16 protein-coding genes are annotated in these 21,976 nt (G+C 60.8%); 11 read left to right on the plus strand and 5 right to left on the minus strand.

The features are described from left to right. Positions 1 to 57: 57 nt before the first annotated feature. Both ACM6IV_RS15570 and ACM6IV_RS15575 read right to left on the minus strand, forming a co-directional pair. Positions 58 to 945 (minus strand): 3-keto-5-aminohexanoate cleavage protein, encoded by an 888-nt coding sequence (locus ACM6IV_RS15570; RefSeq protein ID WP_414870660.1) that lies wholly within the window; start codon positions 943 to 945, stop codon positions 58 to 60. Between the two features lie 113 nt (positions 946 to 1,058). Next, positions 1,059 to 2,003, minus strand: coding sequence for a choline ABC transporter substrate-binding protein (locus tag ACM6IV_RS15575; RefSeq protein ID WP_414870661.1), 945 nt, complete (start codon positions 2,001 to 2,003; stop codon positions 1,059 to 1,061). 192 nt (positions 2,004 to 2,195) lie between these two features. Here ACM6IV_RS15575 and ACM6IV_RS15580 point away from each other — a divergent pair, with 192 nt between their 5' ends. Continuing rightward, entirely contained in the window at positions 2,196 to 3,140 is a 945-nt protein-coding gene (locus ACM6IV_RS15580; RefSeq protein ID WP_414870662.1) for a GlxA family transcriptional regulator, read from the plus strand. Positions 3,141 to 3,278: 138 nt separating this feature from the next. Here the strand turns inward: ACM6IV_RS15580 and ACM6IV_RS15585 are convergent, their stop codons facing one another. Next, a complete protein-coding gene (locus ACM6IV_RS15585) occupies positions 3,279 to 3,695 on the minus strand; it encodes a DUF3010 family protein (RefSeq protein ID WP_414870663.1) in 417 nt (138 codons plus the stop codon). 48 nt (positions 3,696 to 3,743) lie between these two features. After that, positions 3,744 to 4,145: a lysozyme inhibitor LprI family protein gene (locus ACM6IV_RS15590; RefSeq protein WP_414870664.1), complete on the minus strand. Its 402-nt coding sequence runs from the start codon at positions 4,143 to 4,145 to the stop codon at positions 3,744 to 3,746. Positions 4,146 to 4,376: 231 nt separating this feature from the next. Between ACM6IV_RS15590 and ACM6IV_RS15595 the strand changes: the two genes are divergently transcribed. From ACM6IV_RS15595 to ACM6IV_RS15640, 10 genes are all read left to right on the plus strand, one after another. Beyond that, positions 4,377 to 5,354, plus strand: a complete 978-nt coding sequence (locus tag ACM6IV_RS15595; protein ID WP_027610650.1) for a dipeptidase — start codon at positions 4,377 to 4,379, stop codon at positions 5,352 to 5,354. A 108-nt stretch (positions 5,355 to 5,462) separates the two neighbouring features. Next, positions 5,463 to 5,993 carry a DUF5943 domain-containing protein gene (locus ACM6IV_RS15600; protein ID WP_007907543.1) on the plus strand — a complete coding sequence of 177 codons (531 nt, stop codon included), beginning with the start codon at positions 5,463 to 5,465 and terminating at the stop codon, positions 5,991 to 5,993. 15 nt (positions 5,994 to 6,008) lie between these two features. After that, positions 6,009 to 8,069 carry a dimethylglycine demethylation protein DgcA gene (gene dgcA, locus ACM6IV_RS15605; RefSeq protein ID WP_414870665.1) on the plus strand — a complete coding sequence of 687 codons (2,061 nt, stop codon included), beginning with the start codon at positions 6,009 to 6,011 and terminating at the stop codon, positions 8,067 to 8,069. 161 nt (positions 8,070 to 8,230) lie between these two features. Next, positions 8,231 to 10,180: a dimethylglycine demethylation protein DgcB gene (dgcB, locus tag ACM6IV_RS15610; RefSeq protein ID WP_414870666.1), complete on the plus strand. Its 1,950-nt coding sequence runs from the start codon at positions 8,231 to 8,233 to the stop codon at positions 10,178 to 10,180. After that, the gene (locus ACM6IV_RS15615; protein WP_414870667.1) at positions 10,180 to 11,400 is read left to right on the plus strand and encodes an electron transfer flavoprotein subunit alpha/FixB family protein; all 1,221 of its coding nucleotides are present in this window, start codon (positions 10,180 to 10,182) and stop codon (positions 11,398 to 11,400) included. Before dgcB ends, ACM6IV_RS15615 begins: the two co-directional genes overlap by 1 nt. 15 nt (positions 11,401 to 11,415) lie before the next feature. After that, positions 11,416 to 12,186, plus strand: coding sequence for an electron transfer flavoprotein subunit beta (locus tag ACM6IV_RS15620; protein ID WP_414870668.1), 771 nt, complete (start codon positions 11,416 to 11,418; stop codon positions 12,184 to 12,186). A gap of 132 nt (positions 12,187 to 12,318) precedes the next feature. Next, entirely contained in the window at positions 12,319 to 12,885 is a 567-nt protein-coding gene (locus tag ACM6IV_RS15625) for a GNAT family N-acetyltransferase (RefSeq protein ID WP_414870669.1), read from the plus strand. Between the two features lie 951 nt (positions 12,886 to 13,836). Next, positions 13,837 to 17,289 carry an alpha/beta fold hydrolase gene (locus tag ACM6IV_RS15630; protein ID WP_414870670.1) on the plus strand — a complete coding sequence of 1,151 codons (3,453 nt, stop codon included), beginning with the start codon at positions 13,837 to 13,839 and terminating at the stop codon, positions 17,287 to 17,289. 136 nt (positions 17,290 to 17,425) lie between these two features. Further along, positions 17,426 to 19,294: a hypothetical protein gene (locus ACM6IV_RS15635; protein ID WP_414870671.1), complete on the plus strand. Its 1,869-nt coding sequence runs from the start codon at positions 17,426 to 17,428 to the stop codon at positions 19,292 to 19,294. A gap of 24 nt (positions 19,295 to 19,318) precedes the next feature. After that, complete coding sequence (locus ACM6IV_RS15640; RefSeq protein WP_414870672.1) at positions 19,319 to 20,563, plus strand: metallophosphoesterase family protein; 1,245 nt, start codon at positions 19,319 to 19,321, stop codon at positions 20,561 to 20,563. Positions 20,564 to 20,657: 94 nt separating this feature from the next. Here ACM6IV_RS15640 and gbcA read toward each other — a convergent pair whose 3' ends face one another. Continuing rightward, positions 20,658 to 21,953 carry a glycine-betaine demethylase subunit GbcA gene (gene gbcA, locus ACM6IV_RS15645; RefSeq protein WP_414870673.1) on the minus strand — a complete coding sequence of 432 codons (1,296 nt, stop codon included), beginning with the start codon at positions 21,951 to 21,953 and terminating at the stop codon, positions 20,658 to 20,660. Positions 21,954 to 21,976: the final 23 nt, after the last annotated feature.

Consider the following 21,976-nt stretch of genomic DNA (forward strand, 5'->3'; position numbering starts at 1 on the left):
GATGTACGGGCCTCTTCGCGAGCAGGCTCGCTCCCACAGGGTTTTGAGGTGAGTTCGTTAGCCGCGCTGGGTCAGGCCCATCTTTTTGCGGCCCTCTGCCGGGGTCAGCACACGAGCGCCGAGGCGGCTGAGGATTTCCGTGGCGCGCTCAACCAATTGGCCATTGGTCGCCAGCACGCCTTTGTCCAGCCACAGGTTGTCTTCCAGCCCGACCCGCACGTTGCCGCCCAGCAGCACCGCTTGTGCGGCCATCGGCATCTGCATGCGGCCAATGCCGAACCCGGCCCACACCGCATTGGCGGGCAGGTTGTCGACCATGGCCTTCATGGTCGTGGTGTCGGCCGGTGCGCCCCACGGGATGCCCAGGCACAACTGGAACAGCGGGTTGTCGAGCAGGCCTTCCTTGATCATCTGCTTGGCGAACCAGAGGTGACCGGTGTCGAAAATCTCCAGTTCGGCCTTCACTCCCAGCTCGGTGATGCGTTTGGCGCCGGCGCGCAGTTGCGCAGGGGTCGAGACGTAAATGGTGTCGCCGTCGCCGAAGTTCAGCGTGCCGCAATCGAGGGTGCAGATTTCCGGCAGTAGTTGTTCAACGTGAGCCAGACGGGTCAGTGGACCGACCAGATCGGTGTTCGGGCCGAACTCCATCGGGTTCTCGCCAGCGCCGATTTCCAGATCGCCGCCCATGCCGGCGGTGAGGTTGACGATGATGTCGACGTCCGCCTCGCGGATGCGCTCCATCACTTCGCGGTACAGCGCCACGTCACGGCTGAACTTGCCGGTCTGCGGATCGCGCACATGGCAGTGCACCACCGTGGCGCCGGCCTTGGCCGCTTCCACCGCAGCGGCGGCGATCTGTTTCGGGGTGACCGGCACGTGCGGGCTCTTGGCGGTCGTGTCGCCAGCACCGGTGAGTGCGCAGGTGATGATGACGTCGTGATTCATGGTGCGGTTTCCTTCAGGCGTGATGGGTCTGTCCGCAGCCCTTTTCCGGGCTGCGAAGCTTCGTCCAGTTCACTCTCCCTTTGGGAGAGGGTCAGGGGCTTTTCAAAAGGGAGTTATTTGCTGGTCAGCTGCAGGTTTTCAGCCGCCGGTTTGCCATCGAATGTGGTCACACCTTCGAGCCAGCGCTGCTTGTCCTCGGGGTGATCCTTGAGCCACTGTTTGGCCGATTCCAAGGCATCCTTGTGATCGAGCAACGGCTGCATCATCCGGCTCTCGTCTTCGGCGGTGAACGTCAGATTGGTCAGCAGACGGCCAATGTTCGGGCACTGCTCGGCGTACTTCGGCGCGGTGACGGTCCAGACGGTGGCCATGCCTTCGTTCGGGCCGAGGGCGTCGTCGCTGCCGGTCAGATAGGTCATCTGCACGTTGACGTTCATCGGGTGCGGCGCCCAGCCGAAGAACACCACGGCTTCCTTGCGGCGCACGGCGCGATCGACGGCGGCGAGCATGCCGGCTTCGCTCGACTCGACGAGCTGGAATTTGCCGAGGCCGAACTGGTTCTTTGCGATCATTGCCTTGATCTGGGTGTTGGCGCCCGAACCTGGCTCGATGCCGTAGATCTTGCCGCCCAGCTCTTTCTCGAATTTGGCGATGTCGGCGAAGGTTTTCAGGCCCTTGTCCGCCAGATATGTCGGCACGGCGAGGGTCGCGCGGGCGTCTTTCAGGCTCGGCGCATCAAGCACCTTGACCTGATTTGCCTCGACGAACGGTGTGATGGTCTGGGTCATCAGTGGGTTCCAGTAACCGAGGAACAGGTCCAGGCGCTGATCGCGAATCCCGGCGAAGATGATTTGCTGGGACGCGCTGGTCTGTTTGGTGTTGTAGCCGAGTCCGTCGAGCAGGACCTGGGTCATGGCACTAGTGGCGATCACGTCGGTCCAGTTGACCACGCCCATGCGTACGTTCTTGCAGGATGCGGGTTCGGCGGCCATGACGCCGGCGCTGAAGAAAGCGGTACCGCTGAGTGCAAGAACGCAGCTACTGATCAGTCGTTTCATGTCGGGTTCCTCGGCAGGTCGTTTATTGTGGGGCCCGGCGTCTGATGCGCCGGTGATGCCAAGTTACGCAGCTACACGCCCGTAAAAGCGCACTGCGGCGACTGGCATTTGCACTGTAGCGACCTGCACGCTTGAACGCCGCCGACAATCGGCGTATCAACGATTCACGCGACCCGCCGACCGAGTGCGCCCATGTCCCAGGATTTCTACTTTTTGCTGATGCCGGGGTTCTCCGCCATTGGCTTTATTTCCGCGATCGAACCGCTGCGCGTGGCCAATCGCTTCCGTGGCGAGTTGTACCGCTGGCATGTGCTCAGCGCCGATGGCGGGGCGGTGCTGGCGAGCAATGGCATGTCGGTCAACGCCGATGCGGCGCTGGAGCCGCTGAAGAAAGGCGCGACGCTGCTGGTGGTGGCCGGATTCGAACCGCTGAAGTTCGCCACACCGACGCTGGAGCATTGGTTACGGCGGCTGGATCACGATGGCGTGACCCTCGGCGCCATCGACACCGGCAGCTTTGTTCTGGCTGAAGCAGGCCTGCTCGATGGCCATCGCCTGACCCTGCACTGGGAGGCGATCGATGCGTTCAAGGAATCTTATCCACAGCTCAGCGTCGTTCAGGAGTTGTTCGAGATCGACCGGCGGCGCATCACTTCGGCGGGCGGCACAGCATCCATCGATCTAATGCTCGATCTGATCGCCCAGGCCCACGGCCCGCAACTGGCGATTCAGGTCAGCGAGCAGTTTGTGCTGGGGCGCATCCGTCCGCGCAAAGACCACCAGCGCATGGAAGTCGCCACACGTTACGGCATCAGCAACAAGAAACTCGTACAGGTGATTGGCGAGATGGAGCAGCACAGCGAACCGCCGCTGACCACGCTGCAACTGGCGGAATCGATCAAGGTGACGCGGCGGCAACTGGAGCGTTTGTTTCGGCTGCATCTGAACGACACGCCGAGCAATTTCTATCTGCGCTTAAGGCTGGACAAGGCCCGGCAGTTGTTGCGCCAGACGGATATGAGCGTGCTGGAAGTCAGCATCGCCTGTGGGTTTGAATCACCGTCGTACTTCACCCGCAGCTATCGCGCACGGTTCGCCCGTTGCCCGAGAGAAGACCGGCGTACCGCCAACGCCTGAATGGATGCACACAAATCCAAATGTGGGAGCGGGCTTGCTCGCGAAGACGGCGTGTCAGTCAATACAGGATTGACTGATCCACCGCTTTCGCGAGCAGGCTCGCTCCCACATTTGGATCTTCATGGTCTGGAAAAACACTTACTTCTTCACCAGCGCCGAACACGCCGCCTTGTAAGCCTCATGCTGATACTTGTTCAGCGTCCCCGGCAGCTCGAAGTTGTGCTTCTTGGCCTGCGCATTGATCGTCTGCGGCGACAGCAACGTCACTTCACAACCATCGAGCAGCTGAAACACGCCTTCAACCTTGAAGGTCGTCGGCCCGCCGGCGAACTCACCCTTCTTGCTGCGCTTCTTGATCGCAATCCGGTCAATCGAGTTCTCCCGCACAAACGACGCTACCTGCGCCGCGAAGCGTTTGACGTTGGCCGCTTCGTCGTCATCGTCGAGGGCGATTTTCTTGGTGCTGAGGGCGACGTGGCTCAGCGTTGCCCCGTCAAGGGAGGCTACGGCGATGATCGCTTCGCTGCCTTTGATTTCGATGCCGCAGATGTTCATGAGTGTCCCTTGATTGGCTATATGAAGCACAGCTTACAGCGCAGATCCTCACTCTTGCCCAATCGACTCCAAAAACTCCGACCGTTCGTCACTCATCCGCGCCACACAGTCATTCTGCGCAATCTTGAACGCCTTGCTGCCTTCGGTGGCCGGGAACGCTTCCACCGCGCAATCCGCATCCCGCGTTTTCAGCCACTGCTGCTGGGCGATTTTCAGTTTGGCGGCGATGTCGGCCAGTTGCGTCGGGTTCTTGCCGTACGCGGTCTGCATGCGTTCGTTGAGGCTGGCGTAGTTGTCCTTGAGCAGGTCTTCGGCGGTGGTGCGGCTGTAGGTCGAGCATTCCAGGGTCTGGACGTCGTTTTCCACCGCGTCGCACGGGTTGTTCTCGGATTCTTCGGCGGCGTGGACGCCAGTCGCAATCAGTGCCAGGGCGAGGAAGATCGATTTCATGGGGGGCGCTCTAATCCGTGGGTAGGTGCAGGCTGCGGCAGATTCTGGCGCAAGCGCGCGGGCTTGAACAGCCAGCCGAGGAGGGCGGCTGACGACCCTTTGTCGCGGATTGACGCTTTCGGCAATTCCCCTGTCGTTTTTGCACCCGGTCGCCCCGGCACCGAGGCATATGCTGGCCCCAAAGCGCCGGCAGACGATTCGGCGCATGAATCGCCAATAAGGGGACGCCTGATGAGCCCAGCCGAATTACACGCCGACAGCATCGTTATCGACGGTCTGATCATTGCCAAATGGAACCGCGAGCTGTTTGAAGACATGCGCAAGGGCGGTCTGACGGCAGCCAACTGCACTGTGTCGGTGTGGGAAGGCTTTCAGGCGACCGTGAACAATATTGCCGCGAGCCAGAAGCTGATCCGCGAGAACAGCGACCTGGTGATGCCGGTGCGCACCACCGCCGACATCCGTCGCGCCAAGGAACAAGGCAAGACCGGCATCCTCTTCGGTTTCCAGAATGCCCACGCCTTCGAAGACCAGATCGGCTATGTCGAGGTGTTCAAGCAGCTCGGCGTCGGCATCGTGCAGATGTGCTACAACACCCAGAACCTGGTCGGCACCGGTTGCTACGAGCGTGATGGCGGCCTGTCGGGCTTCGGACGCGAGATCGTGGCCGAAATGAACCGCGTCGGCGTCATGTGCGACCTGTCCCACGTCGGCTCAAAGACTTCCGAAGAAGTCATCCTCGAATCGAAAAAACCGGTCTGCTATTCCCACTGCCTGCCGTCGGGTCTCAAAGAGCACCCGCGCAACAAGTCCGATGAAGAGCTGAAGTTCATTGCCGACCACGGCGGGTTCGTCGGCGTGACCATGTTCGCGCCGTTCCTCGCCAAGGGCATCGATTCGACCATCGACGATTACGCCGAAGCGATCGAATACACCATGAACATCGTTGGCGAAGACGCCATCGGCATCGGCACCGACTTCACCCAAGGGCACGGCCAGGACTTCTTCGAATACCTGACCCACGACAAGGGCTACGCCCGCCGTCTGACCAGCTTCGGCAAGATCATCAACCCGCTGGGCATCCGCACCGTCGGCGAGTTCCCGAACCTGACCGAAACCCTGCTCAAGCGCGGCCATTCCGAGCGCGTGGTGCGCAAGATCATGGGCGAGAACTGGGTCAACGTCCTGAAAGACGTCTGGGGCGAGTAAACGCTTACTCAAGACCGCCGCCGATCTGCTCCCTCTCCCTCCGGGAAAGGGCTGGGGTGAGGGCCGCGGCCAACACTGAATCTAAAATTTTTCTGGAGTTAAGTTTCCATGGCCAAGATCGCCCCGCAATTGCCAATCGAAGTCGACAGCGAGACCGGTGTCTGGACCTCCGACGCCCTGCCGATGCTGTACGTGCCGCGTCACTTCTTCGTCAACAACCACATGGGCATCGAAGAGGTTCTGGGCGCTGACGCCTACGCCGAAATCCTCTACAAGGCCGGCTACAAGTCCGCCTGGCACTGGTGCGAAAAAGAAGCTGAATGCCACGGCCTGGAAGGCGTCGCGGTGTTCGAGCACTACATGAAGCGTCTGTCGCAACGCGGCTGGGGCCTGTTCAAGATCCAGGACATCGACCTCGACAAAGGCACCGCCAGCGTCAAGCTCGAACACTCGGCATTCGTCTACGTCTACGGCAAGGTCGGGCGCAAGGTCGACTACATGTTCACCGGTTGGTTTGCCGGGGCCATGGACCAGATTCTGCAAGCACGCGGCAGCAGCATCCGCACCGTCGCCGAGCAAGTCTACGGTGGCTCCGAAGAAGGCCACGACGACGGCCTGTTCACCGTCAAGCCGTTGTAAGTCGAGGAACCCGCCATGGCTTTCGAAGCAATGTTCCAGCCGATCCAGATCGGCAAACTGACCATCCGCAACCGCGTGCTCAGCACCGCGCACGCCGAGGTCTACGCGACGGACGGCGGTATGACCACCGACCGCTACGTCAAATACTACGAAGAGAAGGCCAAGGGCGGGATCGGCCTGGCGATCTGCGGTGGTTCGTCCGTCGTGGCCATCGACAGCCCGCAGGAGTGGTGGAGTTCGGTCAACCTGTCCACCGACCGGATCATTCCGCACTTCCAGAATCTGGCCGACGCCATGCACAAGCACGGCGCCAAGATCATGATCCAGATTACCCACATGGGGCGTCGTTCGCGCTGGGACGGCTTCAATTGGCCGACCTTGATGTCGCCCTCGGGCGTGCGCGAGCCGGTGCACCGTGCTACCTGCAAAACCATCGAGCCGGAAGAAATCTGGCGGGTGATCGGCAACTACGCGCAAGCCGCGCGCCGCGCCAAGGCCGGTGGCCTGGACGGCGTCGAACTGTCGGCAGTGCACCAGCACATGATCGACCAGTTCTGGAGCCCACGGGTCAACAAACGTACTGACGAATGGGGCGGCAGCTTCGAGGGCCGCATGAAGTTCGGTCTGGAAGTGTTGAAAGCCGTGCGCGCCGAGGTCGGTGACGATTTCTGCGTGGGCATGCGCATCTGCGGTGACGAGTTCCACCCCGATGGCCTGTCCCATGAGGACATGAAGCAGATCGCCAAGTACTACGACGACACCGGCATGCTCGATTTCATCGGCGTCGTAGGCTCGGGTTGTGATACCCACAACACCCTGGCCAACGTGATTCCGAACATGAGTTATCCACCGGAACCGTTCCTGCACCTGGCGGCCGGTATCAAGGAAGTGGTCAAGGTTCCAGTGCTGCACGCACAGAACATCAAGGATCCGAACCAGGCCACGCGGATTCTGGAGGGCGGTTACGTCGACATGGTCGGCATGACTCGCGCGCACATTGCCGACCCGCACCTGATCGCCAAGATCAAGATGGGTCAGATCGACCAGATCAAGCAGTGCGTCGGCGCCAACTACTGCATCGACCGCCAGTACCAGGGCCTGGATGTGCTGTGCATCCAGAACGCGGCGACCTCCCGTGAATACATGGGCCTGCCGCACATCATCGAGAAAACCACCGGCGTGAAACGCAAGGTGGTGGTGGTCGGCGCCGGGCCTGCCGGAATGGAGGCCGCGCGTGTGGCGGCCGAGCGCGGTCACGATGTCACGCTGTTCGAGAAGAAGGCGTTCATCGGTGGCCAGATCACCACGGCTTCGAAAGCGCCGCAACGGGATCAGATCGCCGGCATCACCCGCTGGTACCAGCTGGAACTGGCACGCTTGAAAGTCGATCTGCGCCTGGGCACCGCGGCGGATGCGCCGACCATCATGGACTTGCGTCCGGACGTGGTGGTACTCGCGGTCGGCGGTCATCCGTTCATCGAGCAGAACGAACACTGGGGCGCGGCGGAAGGCCTGGTGGTCAGCAGCTGGGATGTTCTCGACGGCAAGGTTGCACCCGGCAAGAACGTGCTGGTCTACGACACCATTTGCGAGTTCACCGGCATGTCCACCGCCGACTTCCTCGCCGACAAGGGCAGCCAGGTCGAGATTGTCACCGATGACATCAAGCCGGGCGTGGCCATCGGGGGTACGTCGTTCCCGACTTACTACCGCAGCATGTACCCGAAAGAAGTGATCATGACCGGCGACATGATGCTGGAAAAGGTCTACCGCGAAGGCGACAAGCTGGTGGCGGTGCTGGAAAACGAATACACCGGCGCCAAAGAGGAGCGGGTCGTGGACCAGGTGGTGATCGAGAACGGCGTGCGTCCGGACGAGGAAATCTACTACGCGATGAAGGAAGGCTCGCGCAACAAGGGCCAGATCGACGTCGAAGCCTTGTTCGCGATCAAGCCGCAACCTTGCCTGGAGCAGAGCGGCGATGGCTACCTGCTGTTCCGCATCGGTGACTGCGTGGCCCAGCGCAACGTGCACGCCGCGATTTATGACGCACTCAGACTGTGTAAAGACTTCTAAGGCTTGCACATAACCCTGGGGGAGCGAGCCTGCTCGCGATAGCGGTGGATCAGTCGACATCGATGCTGAATGTCAGTCCGCCTTCGCGAGCAAGCTCGCTCCCACAGTGACCGAGTAAGGCAACTCGACCTGCAAGACCCGAGGTCTTTGGGAGCTTCACCATGTTGAACACCCTTCTTCCAATCCTGTTGTTTGCCGCTCTGGGCCTTGGTGTCCTCGGCGCGTTGCGGCGGGTGGCCATGTGGCGCCGGGGCCGGGCTTCGAAAGTCGATCTGATCGGCGGCCTGTTCGCCATGCCCAAGCGCTACATGGTCGATTTGCACCATGTGGTGGCGCGAGACAAATACATCGCCAACACTCACGTAGCCACGGCGGGCGGCGCGGTGGCGTCGATTGTGCTGGCGCTGCTGGTGCACGGTTTCGGCCTGCATAACCGCATCCTCGGTTACGCTTTGTTGCTGATGACGGCGGTGATGTTCGTCGGCGCGATCTTCGTTTATCTGCGTCGGCGCAACCCGCCCGCGCGGTTGTCGAAAGGCCCGTGGATGCGCCTGCCGAAAAGCCTGCTGGCGTTCTCGGCGTCGTTCTTTCTGCTGACTTTGCCGGTGGCCGGGATTCTTCCGGAGAACTTCGGTGGCTGGATGCTCGCGGCCATTCTGGGCGTCGGTGTGCTGTGGGGCGTGTCGGAACTGTTCTTCGGCATGACCTGGGGCGGGCCGATGAAACACGCCTTTGCCGGTGCCCTGCATCTGGCCTGGCACCGTCGCGCCGAGCGCTTTGGCGGCGGCCGTTCCACCGGTTTGAAACCGCTGGATCTGAATGATCCGAGCGCGCCACTGGGCGTGGAAAAGCCCAAGGATTTCACCTGGAACCAGCTGCTCGGCTTTGACGCCTGCGTGCAGTGCGGCAAGTGCGAGGCGGCGTGTCCGGCGTTCGCTGCCGGCCAGCCACTGAACCCGAAGAAGCTGATACAGGACATGGTCGTCGGCCTTGCTGGCGGCACTGACGCGAAGTTCGCTGGCAGCCCGTATCCGGGCAAACCGGTTGGTGAACACGGCGGCAATCCGCATCAACCGATCGTCAACGGTCTGGTCGAAGCCGAAACCCTGTGGTCGTGCACCACCTGCCGCGCCTGCGTCGAGGAGTGCCCGATGATGATCGAGCACGTTGACGCCATCGTCGACATGCGCCGCCATCTGACCCTGGAAAAAGGCGCGACCCCGAACAAGGGTGCCGAAGTCCTCGAAAACCTGATCGCCACCGATAACCCTGGCGGTTTTGCCCCGGGCGGGCGGATGAACTGGGCGGCGGACTTGAACCTCAATCTGCTCAGCGAGAAGAAATCCACCGACGTGCTGTTCTGGGTCGGCGATGGTGCCTTCGATATGCGCAACCAGCGCACGCTGCGTGCGTTCGTCAAAGTGCTGAAAGCGGCGAAAATCGACTTCGCTGTACTCGGTCTCGAAGAGCGTGACAGTGGTGACGTGGCCCGTCGTTTGGGCGATGAGGCGACCTTCCAGTTGCTCGCCAGGCGCAACATCCAGACCCTGGCCAAATACAGCTTCAATCGCATCGTCACCTGCGACCCGCACAGCTTCCATGTGCTGAAAAACGAGTACGGCGCGTTCGACGGTAACTACCTGGTGCAGCACCACAGCACCTACATGGCGGAAATCATTCAGGCCGGCGCGCTCAACCTGGGTCAGCACAAAGGCAACAGCGTGACTTATCACGACCCGTGCTACCTCGGCCGCTACAACGGCGAGTACGAGGCACCGCGTGAAGTGCTGCGTGCTCTCGGCATCGAGGTGAAAGAGATGCAACGCTCCGGCTTCCGTTCACGCTGCTGCGGCGGCGGTGGCGGCGCGCCGATCACCGACATTCCGGGCAAACAGCGGATCCCCGACATGCGCATGGAAGATATCCGCGAGACCGGCGCCGAACTGGTGGCGGTGGGTTGTCCACAGTGCACAGCGATGCTCGAAGGTGTGGTCGAACCCCGTCCGCTGATCAAGGACATCGCCGAACTGGTGGCCGACGCGCTGCTCGAAGACGCCGCGCCAAGCAAACCTGCCACGCCGGCCAAACGTGAACCTGCGGAGGCCCACTGATGAGCGACATTATCCGCCGCGACCCACGCGCCGAATGGATTGCGCGTAATCGTCTGCACCCGCTGCATGCGGCGATGCAACCGGCACAACACAGCTGGATGGGGCCCAACGGCATCATCCGTAAAAATCTGCACGGCATCGGTTTTATCGGCCCCAACGGCATCAAGCGGATCGACCGCAGCGGCGCGCAGCAGGGCGGGGCGGTCAAGCGTTCGGCCACGGTTGAAGTGCAATTGCCGCTGCATCAAGTTCCAGCCCCGACGTTCTACATCAGCGTGGTGCCGGACATGGTCGGCGGCCGTCTGAGCAGCCATGACCGCGACTTGCTCGGCCTTGCCCATCAACTTGCCGGCCAGGACGGCGCGGTGTTGGCGGTGGTCTTTGGCGAGCATAAGGAAAACGCTTTCGCCACCGCAGGCGTCGATCGTTTGCTGGTACTCGAAGGTGAGGAATTCAGTGGTTATGCACCGGAACAACGGGTGCAGGGTTTGCGTGCTGTGGATAACCAGTTCAACCCACGTCACTGGCTGCTGCCGGACAGTCGCAGCGGTGGTGGTGAACTCGGTCGGCGCTTTGCCGCGGCACTGGGAGAGCGCCCGGCGACAAGGGTCTGGCAGGTCAAGGATCAGGAATGTATTGGCCGCGCAGGTGCGGGCTTGCAAGACCTCGCCCGTCCGGTCGCGCGGTTGATTCTGGCGGCGGCCGAATGCGCCGAGCCAGTCAGCGAAACCCGACATGAAGCGTTGCCGGTGGAGTTATCCACAAGTGTCGCGCGTAGCCTGTCGCGAATCGAAGATCTCGGCGCCGTGGCGGTAGATCCGGCGGCGATTCCGATGGCCGAAGCCGAGTTCATTTTCTCCGGCGGCAACGGGGTCAAGGACTGGGCACTGTTCCACGAAACCGCCGCCGCACTCGGCGCTACCGAAGGCGCCTCGCGGGTGGCGGTGGACGATGGCTTCATGGCCCGTGATCGCCAGGTCGGCGCGTCCGGCACCTGGGTCACTGCGCGGGTGTATGTCGCTGTGGGTATCTCCGGGGCGATTCAGCACCTGCAAGGCATCGGCGCTTGCGACAAGGTCGTGGCAATCAACCTCGACCCGGGCTGCGACATGATCAAACGGGCTGACCTGTCGGTCATCGGCGAGAGTGCCGAAATTCTTCAAGCCTTGATCGATGCGGTAGCGGCTTACCGCAACGACGCCAAGCGCGATGCGGCTTAAGGGAAGGAAAGGGTTATGAGCACGAAAATCATCAGCCTTGTCTCCATCGGCGCCCACCCGACCTCCGGCCGGCCACGCCGCGCCGAACAGGACGCGCGCGCGGTAGAACTGGGTCTGCAACTGGCTGGGGATAACCTGCACGTGCTGCATGCCGGCGACGTGGCGGAACCGGCCTTGCGCGCGTATCTGGGCATGGGCCTGGAACAGTTGCATGTCTTGGAACAACCCGCGGGTGCAGATGCGTTGCCGGCGCTGACCGAGTACTTGCGTGATGCCGGGGCACAACTGGTGTTGACCGGCAGCCAGGCGGAAACCGGCGAAGGTTCGGGGATGTTGCCGTTCTTGCTGGCGGAAGGTCTGGGCTGGCCGCTGGTGGTAGGCCTGGCGCAGGTCGAGTCGATCAGTGAGGGTTCGGCGCTGGTCCTGCAAGCGTTGCCGCGTGGGCAGCGGCGGCGGTTGAAGGTGAAGTTGCCGTTTCTGGCAACTGTGGATAACGCCGCGCCGAAACCTCGACAGAGTGCCTATGGCCCGGCGCGGCGAGGCATTCTGGAGGCTGATGAGGTTGAAGTCGTCGACGATGAGCTCTTGTCTGTCGCCACTCTGCAACCGGCCAAACCACGGCCCAAACGCCTGAAAGTGATCAAAGCCAAAAGCGGCGCCGACCGCATGAAGGCCGCGACCGCCAAAGCCAGTGGCGGCGGCGGGCAAGTGCTCAAGGGCGTCACCCCACAGGCTGGTGCCGAAGCGATCCTCAAGTTGCTGATCGAGGAAGGCGTGGTCCGCTGACCCTCGCAACCATTGCTCGTGCGGGCGGGCCGACAGCTGTCATTGGTTGACACGAAAAACCTGGCGCGTCTGTTTGCGGCCGGTTTCAAACGCAGGGTAGAAAAGCCACTCACCCCACAAGGAGTCAAATGAATGACCGTCAAGTTTCGCCCTGCCCGGCGCTCAGATGCGCGCGACATTGCGCGTCTGTTTCAGATTTCCTCGGAAGGCGCCTCGGATTACATCTGGAGCCAGTTGGCGGAGCCTGGGGAGGCGCTGCTGGATGTCGGCGAGCGCCGTTATGCCCGCGACGACGTGGATTTCTCCTGGCAGAACTGCATGATCGCTGAGGCCGAAGACCGGGTCGTTGGCATGATGCACAGTTATGCGATGCGCGAGGATCCCGAGCCGACGCCGTCCACTGATCCGGTGCTGGCACCGTACGCCGATATGGAAGTGGCCGATTCGTTGTACATCTCCAGCCTGGCGCTGCATGAAGGCTGGCGCAATCGGGGCTTGGGTGTGCAATTCCTCCAGCATGCCCAGACGCGTGCGGACCAATTGGCGCTGAACGGCCTGAGCCTGATTGACTACGCGGCCAACACCGGTGCGCGGCGGTTTTATGAGCGCCATGGCTTCGGCATCATCAAGACTTGCCAGGTCACGCCGCATCCGCTGATTCGGGTAACCGGAGAAGCCTATCTGATGCACCGCGCTTAGCGTTCGGTTATCCACAGGACAGCGGTTACGCACAATCCCTGTTGGTCAGTCTGTGGATAACGTGTTCGCCCTTCATCACAGGTCACGTAAATCGTGGCCGGCAGCCCGCAGATCAAAAAACAACCAACCTGACTCACGGTTTTTACGAGGTTTTTCTGCGGGATAACGCCATAAGTTGCCCCCAATCTCTGTTGGTGCTTCTGTGGATAAGATGTTCGCTGCCCGCTAGGAGCCATACAAATCAAGCCCTGTACGGGATTGGTCAATATTTGATCGCTTTGCGCTTTTCATCCTCTAATTCATCTGTAAGCCCTGGTTATTCGCAGGTTTGAGCATTTTTCCACAGACGCGGCAAAGTTACCCCCGAACTCTGTTGGCGCTTCTGTGGATAACGTGTTCGCTATCCTCCACAGGCCATGAAACTCTTGGCTTGCAAGGATATGATCAAAAAACAATCAATGTTCTCCGCAAACGGTTGTTCTGCATAAGTCACGATTTTTCTTCTCAAATCAGTCGGTTATTTTTCCAGTCATCCACAGTTACCCCCAATTGCTGTGGGTGGCTATGTGGATAACTTGTTCGCCAAACCCTGCAAGCCTCGCCCCGCTTAGTCCAAACGGCAATTGATCAGATTTCATACAGTTCTAAGACCTTGCCTTGACTTCGATTCCCGCGCTGTCTTCACTGCAATGGCACAAGGACAGCCGTCACTTATCCACATCAGGTTCTGGGAGAACGCATGATGGATAGTCAGCCACACCGCCCCTCGCCCTCGCCACGCAAGCGCACGCTCCGGCGCGCCGCCAATCAGCACGCTCGCCTGTAGCGCGCCACACCTGCCAGACCGCTGTGCTGTCGCCGGACTTTATCCGGTGGCCAGGTGCCCGTTCGCCCATCGATTGCAGGCAACCGCAGAGTTGCCCCCATCTGCCTGATTAGAGGAACCACCTCATGACACGGATCGCAACGCCCATCAGCGAGATCAAGGAACACTACGATGTGATTGTCATTGGTTCAGGCTACGGCGGCGGCATTGCTGCCTCGCGCCTGTCCCGTGCCGGCAAACGTGTGTGCCTGCTCGAACGCGGTCGGGAAATCCAGCCCGGCGAATACCCCAACACCATGATCGCCGCCACCGAAGAACTGCAGGTGCATGACCCGGATGGTCATATCGGCTCGCGCACCGGGCTGTTCGACTTGCACGTCAACGCCCAGCAAAACGTCGTGGTCGGTTGCGGCCTCGGTGGTACTTCGCTGATCAATGCCAATGTGGCCCTCGAACCGGAGCCCGGCGTATTCGATGACCCGCGCTGGCCGCAAGCGGTGCGTGAACACCGCGATACGCTGCTCAAGGATGGTTACGCCCGCGCCCGGGAGATGCTCAAACCCAATCCTTATCCGAATACTGCGCCGAACCTGCCCAAGCTCGACGCCAACAAGAAGTCTGCGGACTACCTCAAGCAGGGCGCGCACTTCTACAAGCCGCCGATCAACGTGACCTTCGACAAGCTGCCGAACAACCTCAACCACGTCGGCGTCGAACAACTGCCGTGCAACCAGTGCGGCGACTGCGTGTCGGGCTGTAACAACAAGGCCAAGAACACCACGTTGATGAACTACCTGCCGGACGCCTGGAACCACGGCGCAGAGATTTTCTGCCAGGCCGAAGTGCGGCATCTTGAGCGTGATGGCGACGGCTGGATCGTGCACTTCCAATACCTCGACAGCGGTCGTGAGATGTTCAGCGCGCCGACGCTGTTCGTGAAGGCCGACATCGTCGTGGTATCCGCCGGCACCCTCGGCTCCACGGAAATTCTTTTGCGCTCGCGCGACAAAGGCGTGGCGATGTCCGCCCAGCTCGGCGAGAACATGAGCGGCAACGGCGACATCCTCGGCTTCGGCCACAACTGCGAGCAGACCATCAACGGCATCGGTTTCGGCGCGCATTCGGCCAAGGAGCTGCACCCGGTCGGCCCGTGCATCACCTCGGTCATCGACATGCGCACCGAAGGTGACTGGCGCAGCCGCATGGTCATCGAGGAAGGCTCGATCCCGGGCGCGCTCGGCAGACCGATGGTGCCGGCCATGGCCGGTTTTGCCGAGATGATCGGTGTCGCCACCGATGACAGTTTCAGCGGCAAGGTCAAATACAAGGAGCGTGAAGCCGAAAGCTTCCTGCGCGGCCCTTATTACGGCGCACTGCACAACATGCAGACTTACCTGATCATGAGCCACGACAGTGGCCAGGGACGGATGGTCCTCGACAGCAAGGATCAACTGCGCATCGACTGGCCCGGCGTTGGCGAGCAGGAGAACTTCAAACTCGGCAACGAGCGTTTGCAGCAGAGCACCAAGGCGTTGGGCGGGGTCTGGGTGGAGAACCCGATCTGGACCAAACTGCTCAAGCACAGCATCGTCTCGGTGCACCCGTTGGGCGGTTGCGTGATGGGTGAAGACGCGGCGCAAGGCGTGGTCAATCACAAGGGGCAGGTGTTCAGCGCTGTCAGTGGCACCGATGTCTACGCCAACTTGTACGTGACGGACGGCGCGGTGATTCCGACGTCGCTGGCGGTCAATCCGCTGCTGACCATCTCCGCGGTGAGTGAGCGCAACATGGGCCTGCTCGCCGCCGACCGTGGCTGGCAGATCGACTACACGCTGCCGTCGGCGCCGCGCAAACCAGTGGCGCCGCCCACCCTCGGCGTGCAGTTCACCGAAACCATGAAGGGCTATTTCTCCCGCGCCTTCACTGCGGCGCAAAGCACCGACCTGAAAGTCTACGAAGCGGCGGCCAAGCGCGGCGAGGCGGACAATTCGCCGATCAACTTCACCCTGACCATCACCGCCAGCGATATGAACCGGATGATCAAGGAGCCGGAACACGCGGCGACCCTCGTCGGCACAGTGATCGCCCCGGCGCTGTCGCCACAACCGCTGACCGCCAGCAATGGTGTGTTCAACCTGTTCGAACAGTTCGAGCAGCAGGTCGATACGCGCCACATGAAATACGACATGAAGCTGACCGCCGAGGACGGCAACGATTACTTCTTCAGCGCCTTTAAAACCGTGCCGGAAGACAACGGCGTGCTGAATATCTGGCACGACACCAGCACGCTCTATGTGACGCTGTATCGCGGGCCGGACAAGTCCGGCGAGGTGATCGGTTCCGGGGTCATGCACATTCTCCCAAGCGACTTCGCCAAACAGATGACCACCATGAAGGTGCTCAATGCGCGCAACGAACGTGAGCGCATCGAAGGCCTGGCGCGCTTCGGCAAATTCTTCGCCGGGATTCTCTGGGAAAGTTACGGCGGCGTGTTTGCCGGGGATATTTACTTCAATCCGGATGCACCGCCAAGGCTGAAACGGCCGCTGGATGCGCCAGCCCCGGCAGTGCATTTCTTTCCCACCGAGGACGGCGTCGAACTGCGCCTGACCCGTTACCAGGCCGGCAGCAAAGGCCCGGTGATGCTGGTGCATGGCCTGGGCGTGGGTTCGAATATCTTCTCCACCGACACCATTCAAACCAACCTGCTCGAGTATCTGTGCAAACACGACTACGACGTCTGGCTGCTGGATTTCCGTGTGAGCATTCTGTTGCCAGCGAGCAAGAAGGAGTGGAACGGCGACCAGATCGCCCAATACGACTTCAAGGCTGCGATCGCGCAGATTCAGCAGCAAACCCAGGCCAAGGATGTGCAGTGCGTGGTGCATTGTTACGGCGCGACCACTTTCTTCATGTCGCTGCTCGCCGGTTTGCAGGGCGTGCGTTCGGTGGTCTGCTCGCAGATTGCCGCGGATACCGTGGTCGCCACGGCCACAGGGCTGAAGGCCGGTTTGCACTTGCCGGGGATGCTCGATGCGATCGGCATCAAATCGATGACTGCTTACGCCGACAGCAAGGAAAACTGGTTCAACAAACTCTACGACAAGGCTCTCAACGGTTATGCGCGGATCGAGGCGCAGGGCTATTGCACCAACCCGGTGTGCCACCGCATCACTTTCATGTATGCATCGCTGTATCGCCACGACACCCTCAATGAAACCCTGCATGACAACCTGCACGAATTGTTCGGCGAGTCGAACATCGAGACGTTTGAGCATCTGGCGCTGATCGTGCGCAAAGGGCATCTGGTGGATTTCAAAGGCAACGATGTGTACATGCCGCACTTTGATCGCCTGACCATGCCGATCTGCTTTATCAGCGGCGCCGACAACCAGTGTTACCTGCCGGAAAGCACTCTCAAGACCTACCAGCGAGTGTGCGAAGTCAATGGGCCGGAGCGCTACAGCCGGCACGTGGTGCCGGGCTACGGCCATATCGACTGCATGTTCGGCAAGAACGCGGTGGTCGATGTCTATCCGTTCATCCTTGAACACCTGGAGAAAACGGCCCTCGGCTGACTGCAGACCGAGTCGACCGCTTCGCGAGCAGGCTCGCTCCCACAGGGGCACGCATTCCAATGTGGGAGCGAGCCTGCTCGCGAAAGCGGAAGGTCAGGCGCTACATCTCTCCGGTCTGCACAAGGAAATGGATGACATGGACAGCTACATCCGCTGGTTTCAACGCTTCATCTGGATCGGCATTGCGATGAACATGGTGTTCGCCATCCCCGCGCTGTTCGCGCCGGGCTTGCTGACATCGGTGGTCGGCCTGCCGCCGCAACTCTCCGACCCATGGCTGGAAAACGCCGGGATGCTGCTGGTCGGCATCAGCGTGTTCTACATGCCGTCGGGCTTCAACGCACCGCGCTACGTGGTGCATTCCTGGTTGTGCGTACTGACACGGTTGATCGCCGTGATCTTCTGGATTTACCTGATCAACACCAGCATTCAGGGCTCGGTGTTCGTGCCGTTGCTGATGGGCGATCTGAGCTTCTTTCTGATCCTCGGCATTTTGCTGTACCTCGGCACCACGCCGGCGAACCGGCCATGGGCGCTGCTCTGCGATGGCTGGCGCGAATGGCGCGCGGCGTGGCGGCGGCAATGGCAAAGTCACGCGTTCAAGGTCGGCACGCTGATCGTGATCGCGGTGCTCGGTTTTATCGGTTACCAAACCTGGTATCAGATGCTCCGCGTCGTTCCTGAACAGGAATACGCCTCCGACGAAGACCACTACAAATATGCCGCCATCGGCCTCGGCATCGAAGCGCGCATCCCGTATTACCTGTTCGCCGTGCTGCCGCAGATGTGCCCGGAGAAAATGCCCAAACCCGGCGGCTGGGAGGTATTCGGCTTCCTCTTTGAAAACGGCAAGGACCTGCCGATCGGCATGGCCAAACGGCAGATCGGCTACCCGACCGTTGAGCCGAACTGCGCGCTGTGCCACACCGGTTCTTACCGCGCCAATGCCAGCGACGTCGCCGTCAATGTCCCGAGCGCACCGGCCAATACCCTGCAACTGCAAGCCTTCCAGTGGTTCGCCTACGATTGCGCCAGTGATCCGAAATTCACCACCGACGCGGTGATGGTGGCGATCAACAGCAAGTTTCAGTTGGGCTTCTTTGAGAAGCTCTACAACCGCTACCTGATCATGCCGATGGCCAAAAGCGCCTTGCTCAAGCAGAAGCAGGCCTACGCGTGGCAGAAGCTGCGTCCGCAACAGGGGCCGGGCCGCACCGACACCTTCAACCCGACGAAAATGGTGGTGTTCGGCTTCCCGGATGACTCGACCATCGGCACCGTCGACCTGCCGCAAGTGTGGAACCAGAAACCGCGGGAATCGATGTACCTGCACTGGGATGGCAATAACAACAAGATCCACGAACGCAACTACGCCGCCGCGATGGCGGTGGGCGCGACACCTGAATCGGTGCTGCCGCCGAGCTTCAACCGGGTGACCAACTGGCTGCTCGGGCACAAGGCGCCGGCGTGGCCGTGGACGCTGGATCAGGCGAAAGTCGCGCAGGGCAAGCCGATCTGGGAGGCGAACTGCGCCGCGTGCCACGACTTCGGACGTGCCGACACCGGGCAAGTGACCACCAACATCGACCAACTGGGCACCGATCCGCATCGGCTGAACTCGTTCACTACCGGTCTGGTGAGCGCATTCCATACCTTCAAAAAGCCGCCGTTCGACTTCGGTGCCTACCGCAAGACCCAGAGCTACAGCAACACGCCCACCGACGGCATCTGGCTGCGCGCGCCGTACCTGCACAACGGCTCGGTGCCGACCTTATGGGACTTGCTGCAACCAGCGGAAAAACGTCCGCAGACCTTCATCACCGGCTCTGATGTTTACGACCCGGTCAACGTTGGTTTCGTCACCAGTGGCGCCCAGGCCAAAGCTTCGGCCGATTTCAAATATGACACGCGGCTGGAGGGCAACCACAACACGGGTCACCTGTACGGCACGACGCTGTCGGACGACGACAAACGCGCGTTGATCGAATTCATGAAAACCCTGTGAACCTTACGGATAGAGGATTACGCCATGTCACTGGTCAGTCATTGGGAACACGAGTACGACAAGGTCAAACTGCGCATTCACGGTTTGTTCACGCGCATGGAAATGGCCTGGATGAAACTCATCAGCGAGCTGGAGCCCCAGGAGTTTCAGGCGATCATCAAGCTGCTGCAGCGTGGGCACGATCAGGCGCAGTACGTGCTGAAAAATGGCGAGTTGCCGAGCGACGAGCCGGCGGTGCCATGGGAGTTGGCCCACGGCCTGTCGATCCTGCGCATCGGCAATGCCACGCCGTTGCCGCAGTCCACCGATCAACTGGCGACCCGGGTGCTCAAGGACGGCAGCCTGCTCGGCTGTCGCAAGTGGGAATTGCTCGATCTGCTGTGGAGCGAGGCGCTGTTGAAGTGGATCGAAAACCTGCGTCATCACGCGACCTTCGGCACTGATCCGGCCTTGGTGCAAATGGATCGCGACGTGACCCTGGCGATTGCCGGCGACTGGGGCACCGGGCCGTTCGACAGCCATGCGCCGGCGGTCTCGGTGGCCGATCAGATGCAGTTGGCTCAGGCCGATTTCACCATTCACCTGGGCGATGTGTATTACGCCGGCAGTCATTCCCAGGAAGACGTCGACATGGCCGGTTGGCCGCTGGGCACCCACGGTTCGTTCACCCTTAACTCCAACCACGAGATGTACAGCGGCGCTCACGGTTATTTCAAGGAACTGGCCAAGCGTTTTCCGGGGCAGCAGGGCACCAGTTATTTTGCCTTGATCAACGATGACTGGCTGGTGGTCGGACTGGATTCTGCGTACGCGTCGGACGCGATGAACCTGTACATGGACGGCACCTTGAACGAGCCGCAGATCCAATGGATGAAAAGCCTGCCGAAGCGCAAGAAGATCATGGTGCTCAGCCATCATCAGGGCTTTGATATTTCCGGGCACAACAAGACCGCGCTGTATCAGCCGGTGTGCGATGCGCTTGGGCGCGAGCCGGATTACTGGTATTGGGGGCATCTGCACAACGGCATCGTTTACGCGCAGCAGGGCGGTTTGCACGCGCGTTGCGCCGGGCACGGGGCGATTCCCTATGGCAATGCCAGCGAGCTGAACGGGCATTCGCGAGTGTTGTGGTCGGAGACCCAGGATGCCAACGACCCGGCGTATCCGCTGCGGGTGTTGAACGGGTACGCAAAAATCAGGTTGGTGGGGGAGGATATTTTCGAGGAGTTTATTGGTGAGGACGGATCGGTGAGGTGGTCATCGAAGTGATGCAGCGATTGTAATGACGCCATCGCGAGCAGGCTCACTCCTACAATTGGAATGTTCCCCTGTAGGAGTGAGCCTGCTCGCGATGCCTTTGCTTTTAGCCCTGGACCGGGACGCCTTTGAGGTACGGTGCAGGCTCGGCGCCGAGGTTGCTCAGCATGCGCTCGCTGTACCAGTCGACGAAGTTGACCACGCCAAATTCATAGGTCTTGGAATAAGGCCCAGGCTGGTAAGCGGTGGAGTTGATCCCGCGCTGGTTCTCTTCGGCCAGACGACGATCCTGATCGTTGGTCGCGTCCCACACCTGACGCATGCGTTCCACGTCGTAATCGACGCCTTCAACCGCATCCTTGTGCACGATCCACTTGGTGGTGACCATGGTTTCCTGTGCGCTGATCGGCCACACGGTGAAGACGATGATGTGGTCACCCATGCAGTGGTTCCACGAGTGCGGCAGGTGCAGGATGCGCATCGAACCCAGATCCGGGTTCTTGATCCGGCCCATCAGTTTCGCGCAACCCTGTTTGCCGTCGAGGGTCATCGACACGGTGCCTTTGAGCAGCGGCATGCGCACGATGCGGTTGCGCAGGCCGAAACTGGCGTGGGCGTAAGGAATCTTCTCGGCTTCCCAGGCAGCTGCGGAGGCGGCGACGTGATCCTTGAACGCCTGATCGGCGCGCGGATCAGTGACGTCGTCCCATTCCAGCAGGGTTTTCAGCAGTTCCGGGTGCGATGCGTTGCAGTGATAGCACTCGCGGTTGTTTTCCAGCACCAGTTTCCAGTTGGCCTTTTCCATCAAGGTGGTGGTGATCGCCACCTTGGTGTTCTCCATGTCGTACGGTTCCATGTAGTGGTTCAGCGTCGACAGGAAGTCATCGATGGCCGGCGGGTTCTCCGCCAGGCTGATGAAGATATAGCCGCCGGCGGTTTTCACGTTCACCGGTTTCAGGCCGTACTGCTTCATGTCGAAGTCAGCGCCCATTTCGGTGCCGGCGAACAGCAGGCGACCGTCCAACTCGTAGGTCCACTGGTGGTAGTGGCAGACCAGTTTGGCGACCTTGCCTTTTTCACTGGTGCACAGGCGCGAGCCACGGTGGCGGCAGACGTTGTGGAACGCATGCACCACACCTTCGGCACCACGAATGACGATGATCGGGTTTTTGCCGACCTGCAGGGTCAGGTAGTTGCCCTTGGCCGGGATCTCGCAGGTCATGCCGGCGATCAACCACTCTTTCTGGAAGATCTCCTGCATGTCGATATCGAACAACCGCTCGTCGCTGTAGAACGGTTGCGGCAGCGAAAACGTGCGCTCGCGCTCTTGCAGCATTTGTGCAGTGGCCTTGCGTGCGGGTTCCAGCGGATCGCCCAGGCTGATTTTTGCGGTGACGTCCATCGATGTGATCCTCATGGCCATCT

This window comes from Pseudomonas sp. IT-347P (assembly GCF_949768005.1).
Classification (GTDB): Bacteria; Pseudomonadota; Gammaproteobacteria; order Pseudomonadales; family Pseudomonadaceae; genus Aquipseudomonas.

Coding starts and splice junctions, on each gene's coding strand:
- ACM6IV_RS15570 (WP_414870660.1), bottom strand. CDS start 945: ATGAATCACGACGTCATCATCACCTGCGCACTCACCGGTGCTGGCGAC.
- ACM6IV_RS15575 (WP_414870661.1), bottom strand. CDS start 2,003: ATGAAACGACTGATCAGTAGCTGCGTTCTTGCACTCAGCGGTACCGCT.
- ACM6IV_RS15580 (WP_414870662.1), top strand. CDS start 2,196: ATGTCCCAGGATTTCTACTTTTTGCTGATGCCGGGGTTCTCCGCCATT.
- ACM6IV_RS15585 (WP_414870663.1), bottom strand. CDS start 3,695: ATGAACATCTGCGGCATCGAAATCAAAGGCAGCGAAGCGATCATCGCC.
- ACM6IV_RS15590 (WP_414870664.1), bottom strand. CDS start 4,145: ATGAAATCGATCTTCCTCGCCCTGGCACTGATTGCGACTGGCGTCCAC.
- ACM6IV_RS15595 (WP_027610650.1), top strand. CDS start 4,377: ATGAGCCCAGCCGAATTACACGCCGACAGCATCGTTATCGACGGTCTG.
- ACM6IV_RS15600 (WP_007907543.1), top strand. CDS start 5,463: ATGGCCAAGATCGCCCCGCAATTGCCAATCGAAGTCGACAGCGAGACC.
- dgcA (WP_414870665.1), top strand. CDS start 6,009: ATGGCTTTCGAAGCAATGTTCCAGCCGATCCAGATCGGCAAACTGACC.
- dgcB (WP_414870666.1), top strand. CDS start 8,231: ATGTTGAACACCCTTCTTCCAATCCTGTTGTTTGCCGCTCTGGGCCTT.
- ACM6IV_RS15615 (WP_414870667.1), top strand. CDS start 10,180: ATGAGCGACATTATCCGCCGCGACCCACGCGCCGAATGGATTGCGCGT.
- ACM6IV_RS15620 (WP_414870668.1), top strand. CDS start 11,416: ATGAGCACGAAAATCATCAGCCTTGTCTCCATCGGCGCCCACCCGACC.
- ACM6IV_RS15625 (WP_414870669.1), top strand. CDS start 12,319: ATGACCGTCAAGTTTCGCCCTGCCCGGCGCTCAGATGCGCGCGACATT.
- ACM6IV_RS15630 (WP_414870670.1), top strand. CDS start 13,837: ATGACACGGATCGCAACGCCCATCAGCGAGATCAAGGAACACTACGAT.
- ACM6IV_RS15635 (WP_414870671.1), top strand. CDS start 17,426: ATGGACAGCTACATCCGCTGGTTTCAACGCTTCATCTGGATCGGCATT.
- ACM6IV_RS15640 (WP_414870672.1), top strand. CDS start 19,319: ATGTCACTGGTCAGTCATTGGGAACACGAGTACGACAAGGTCAAACTG.
- gbcA (WP_414870673.1), bottom strand. CDS start 21,953: ATGGACGTCACCGCAAAAATCAGCCTGGGCGATCCGCTGGAACCCGCA.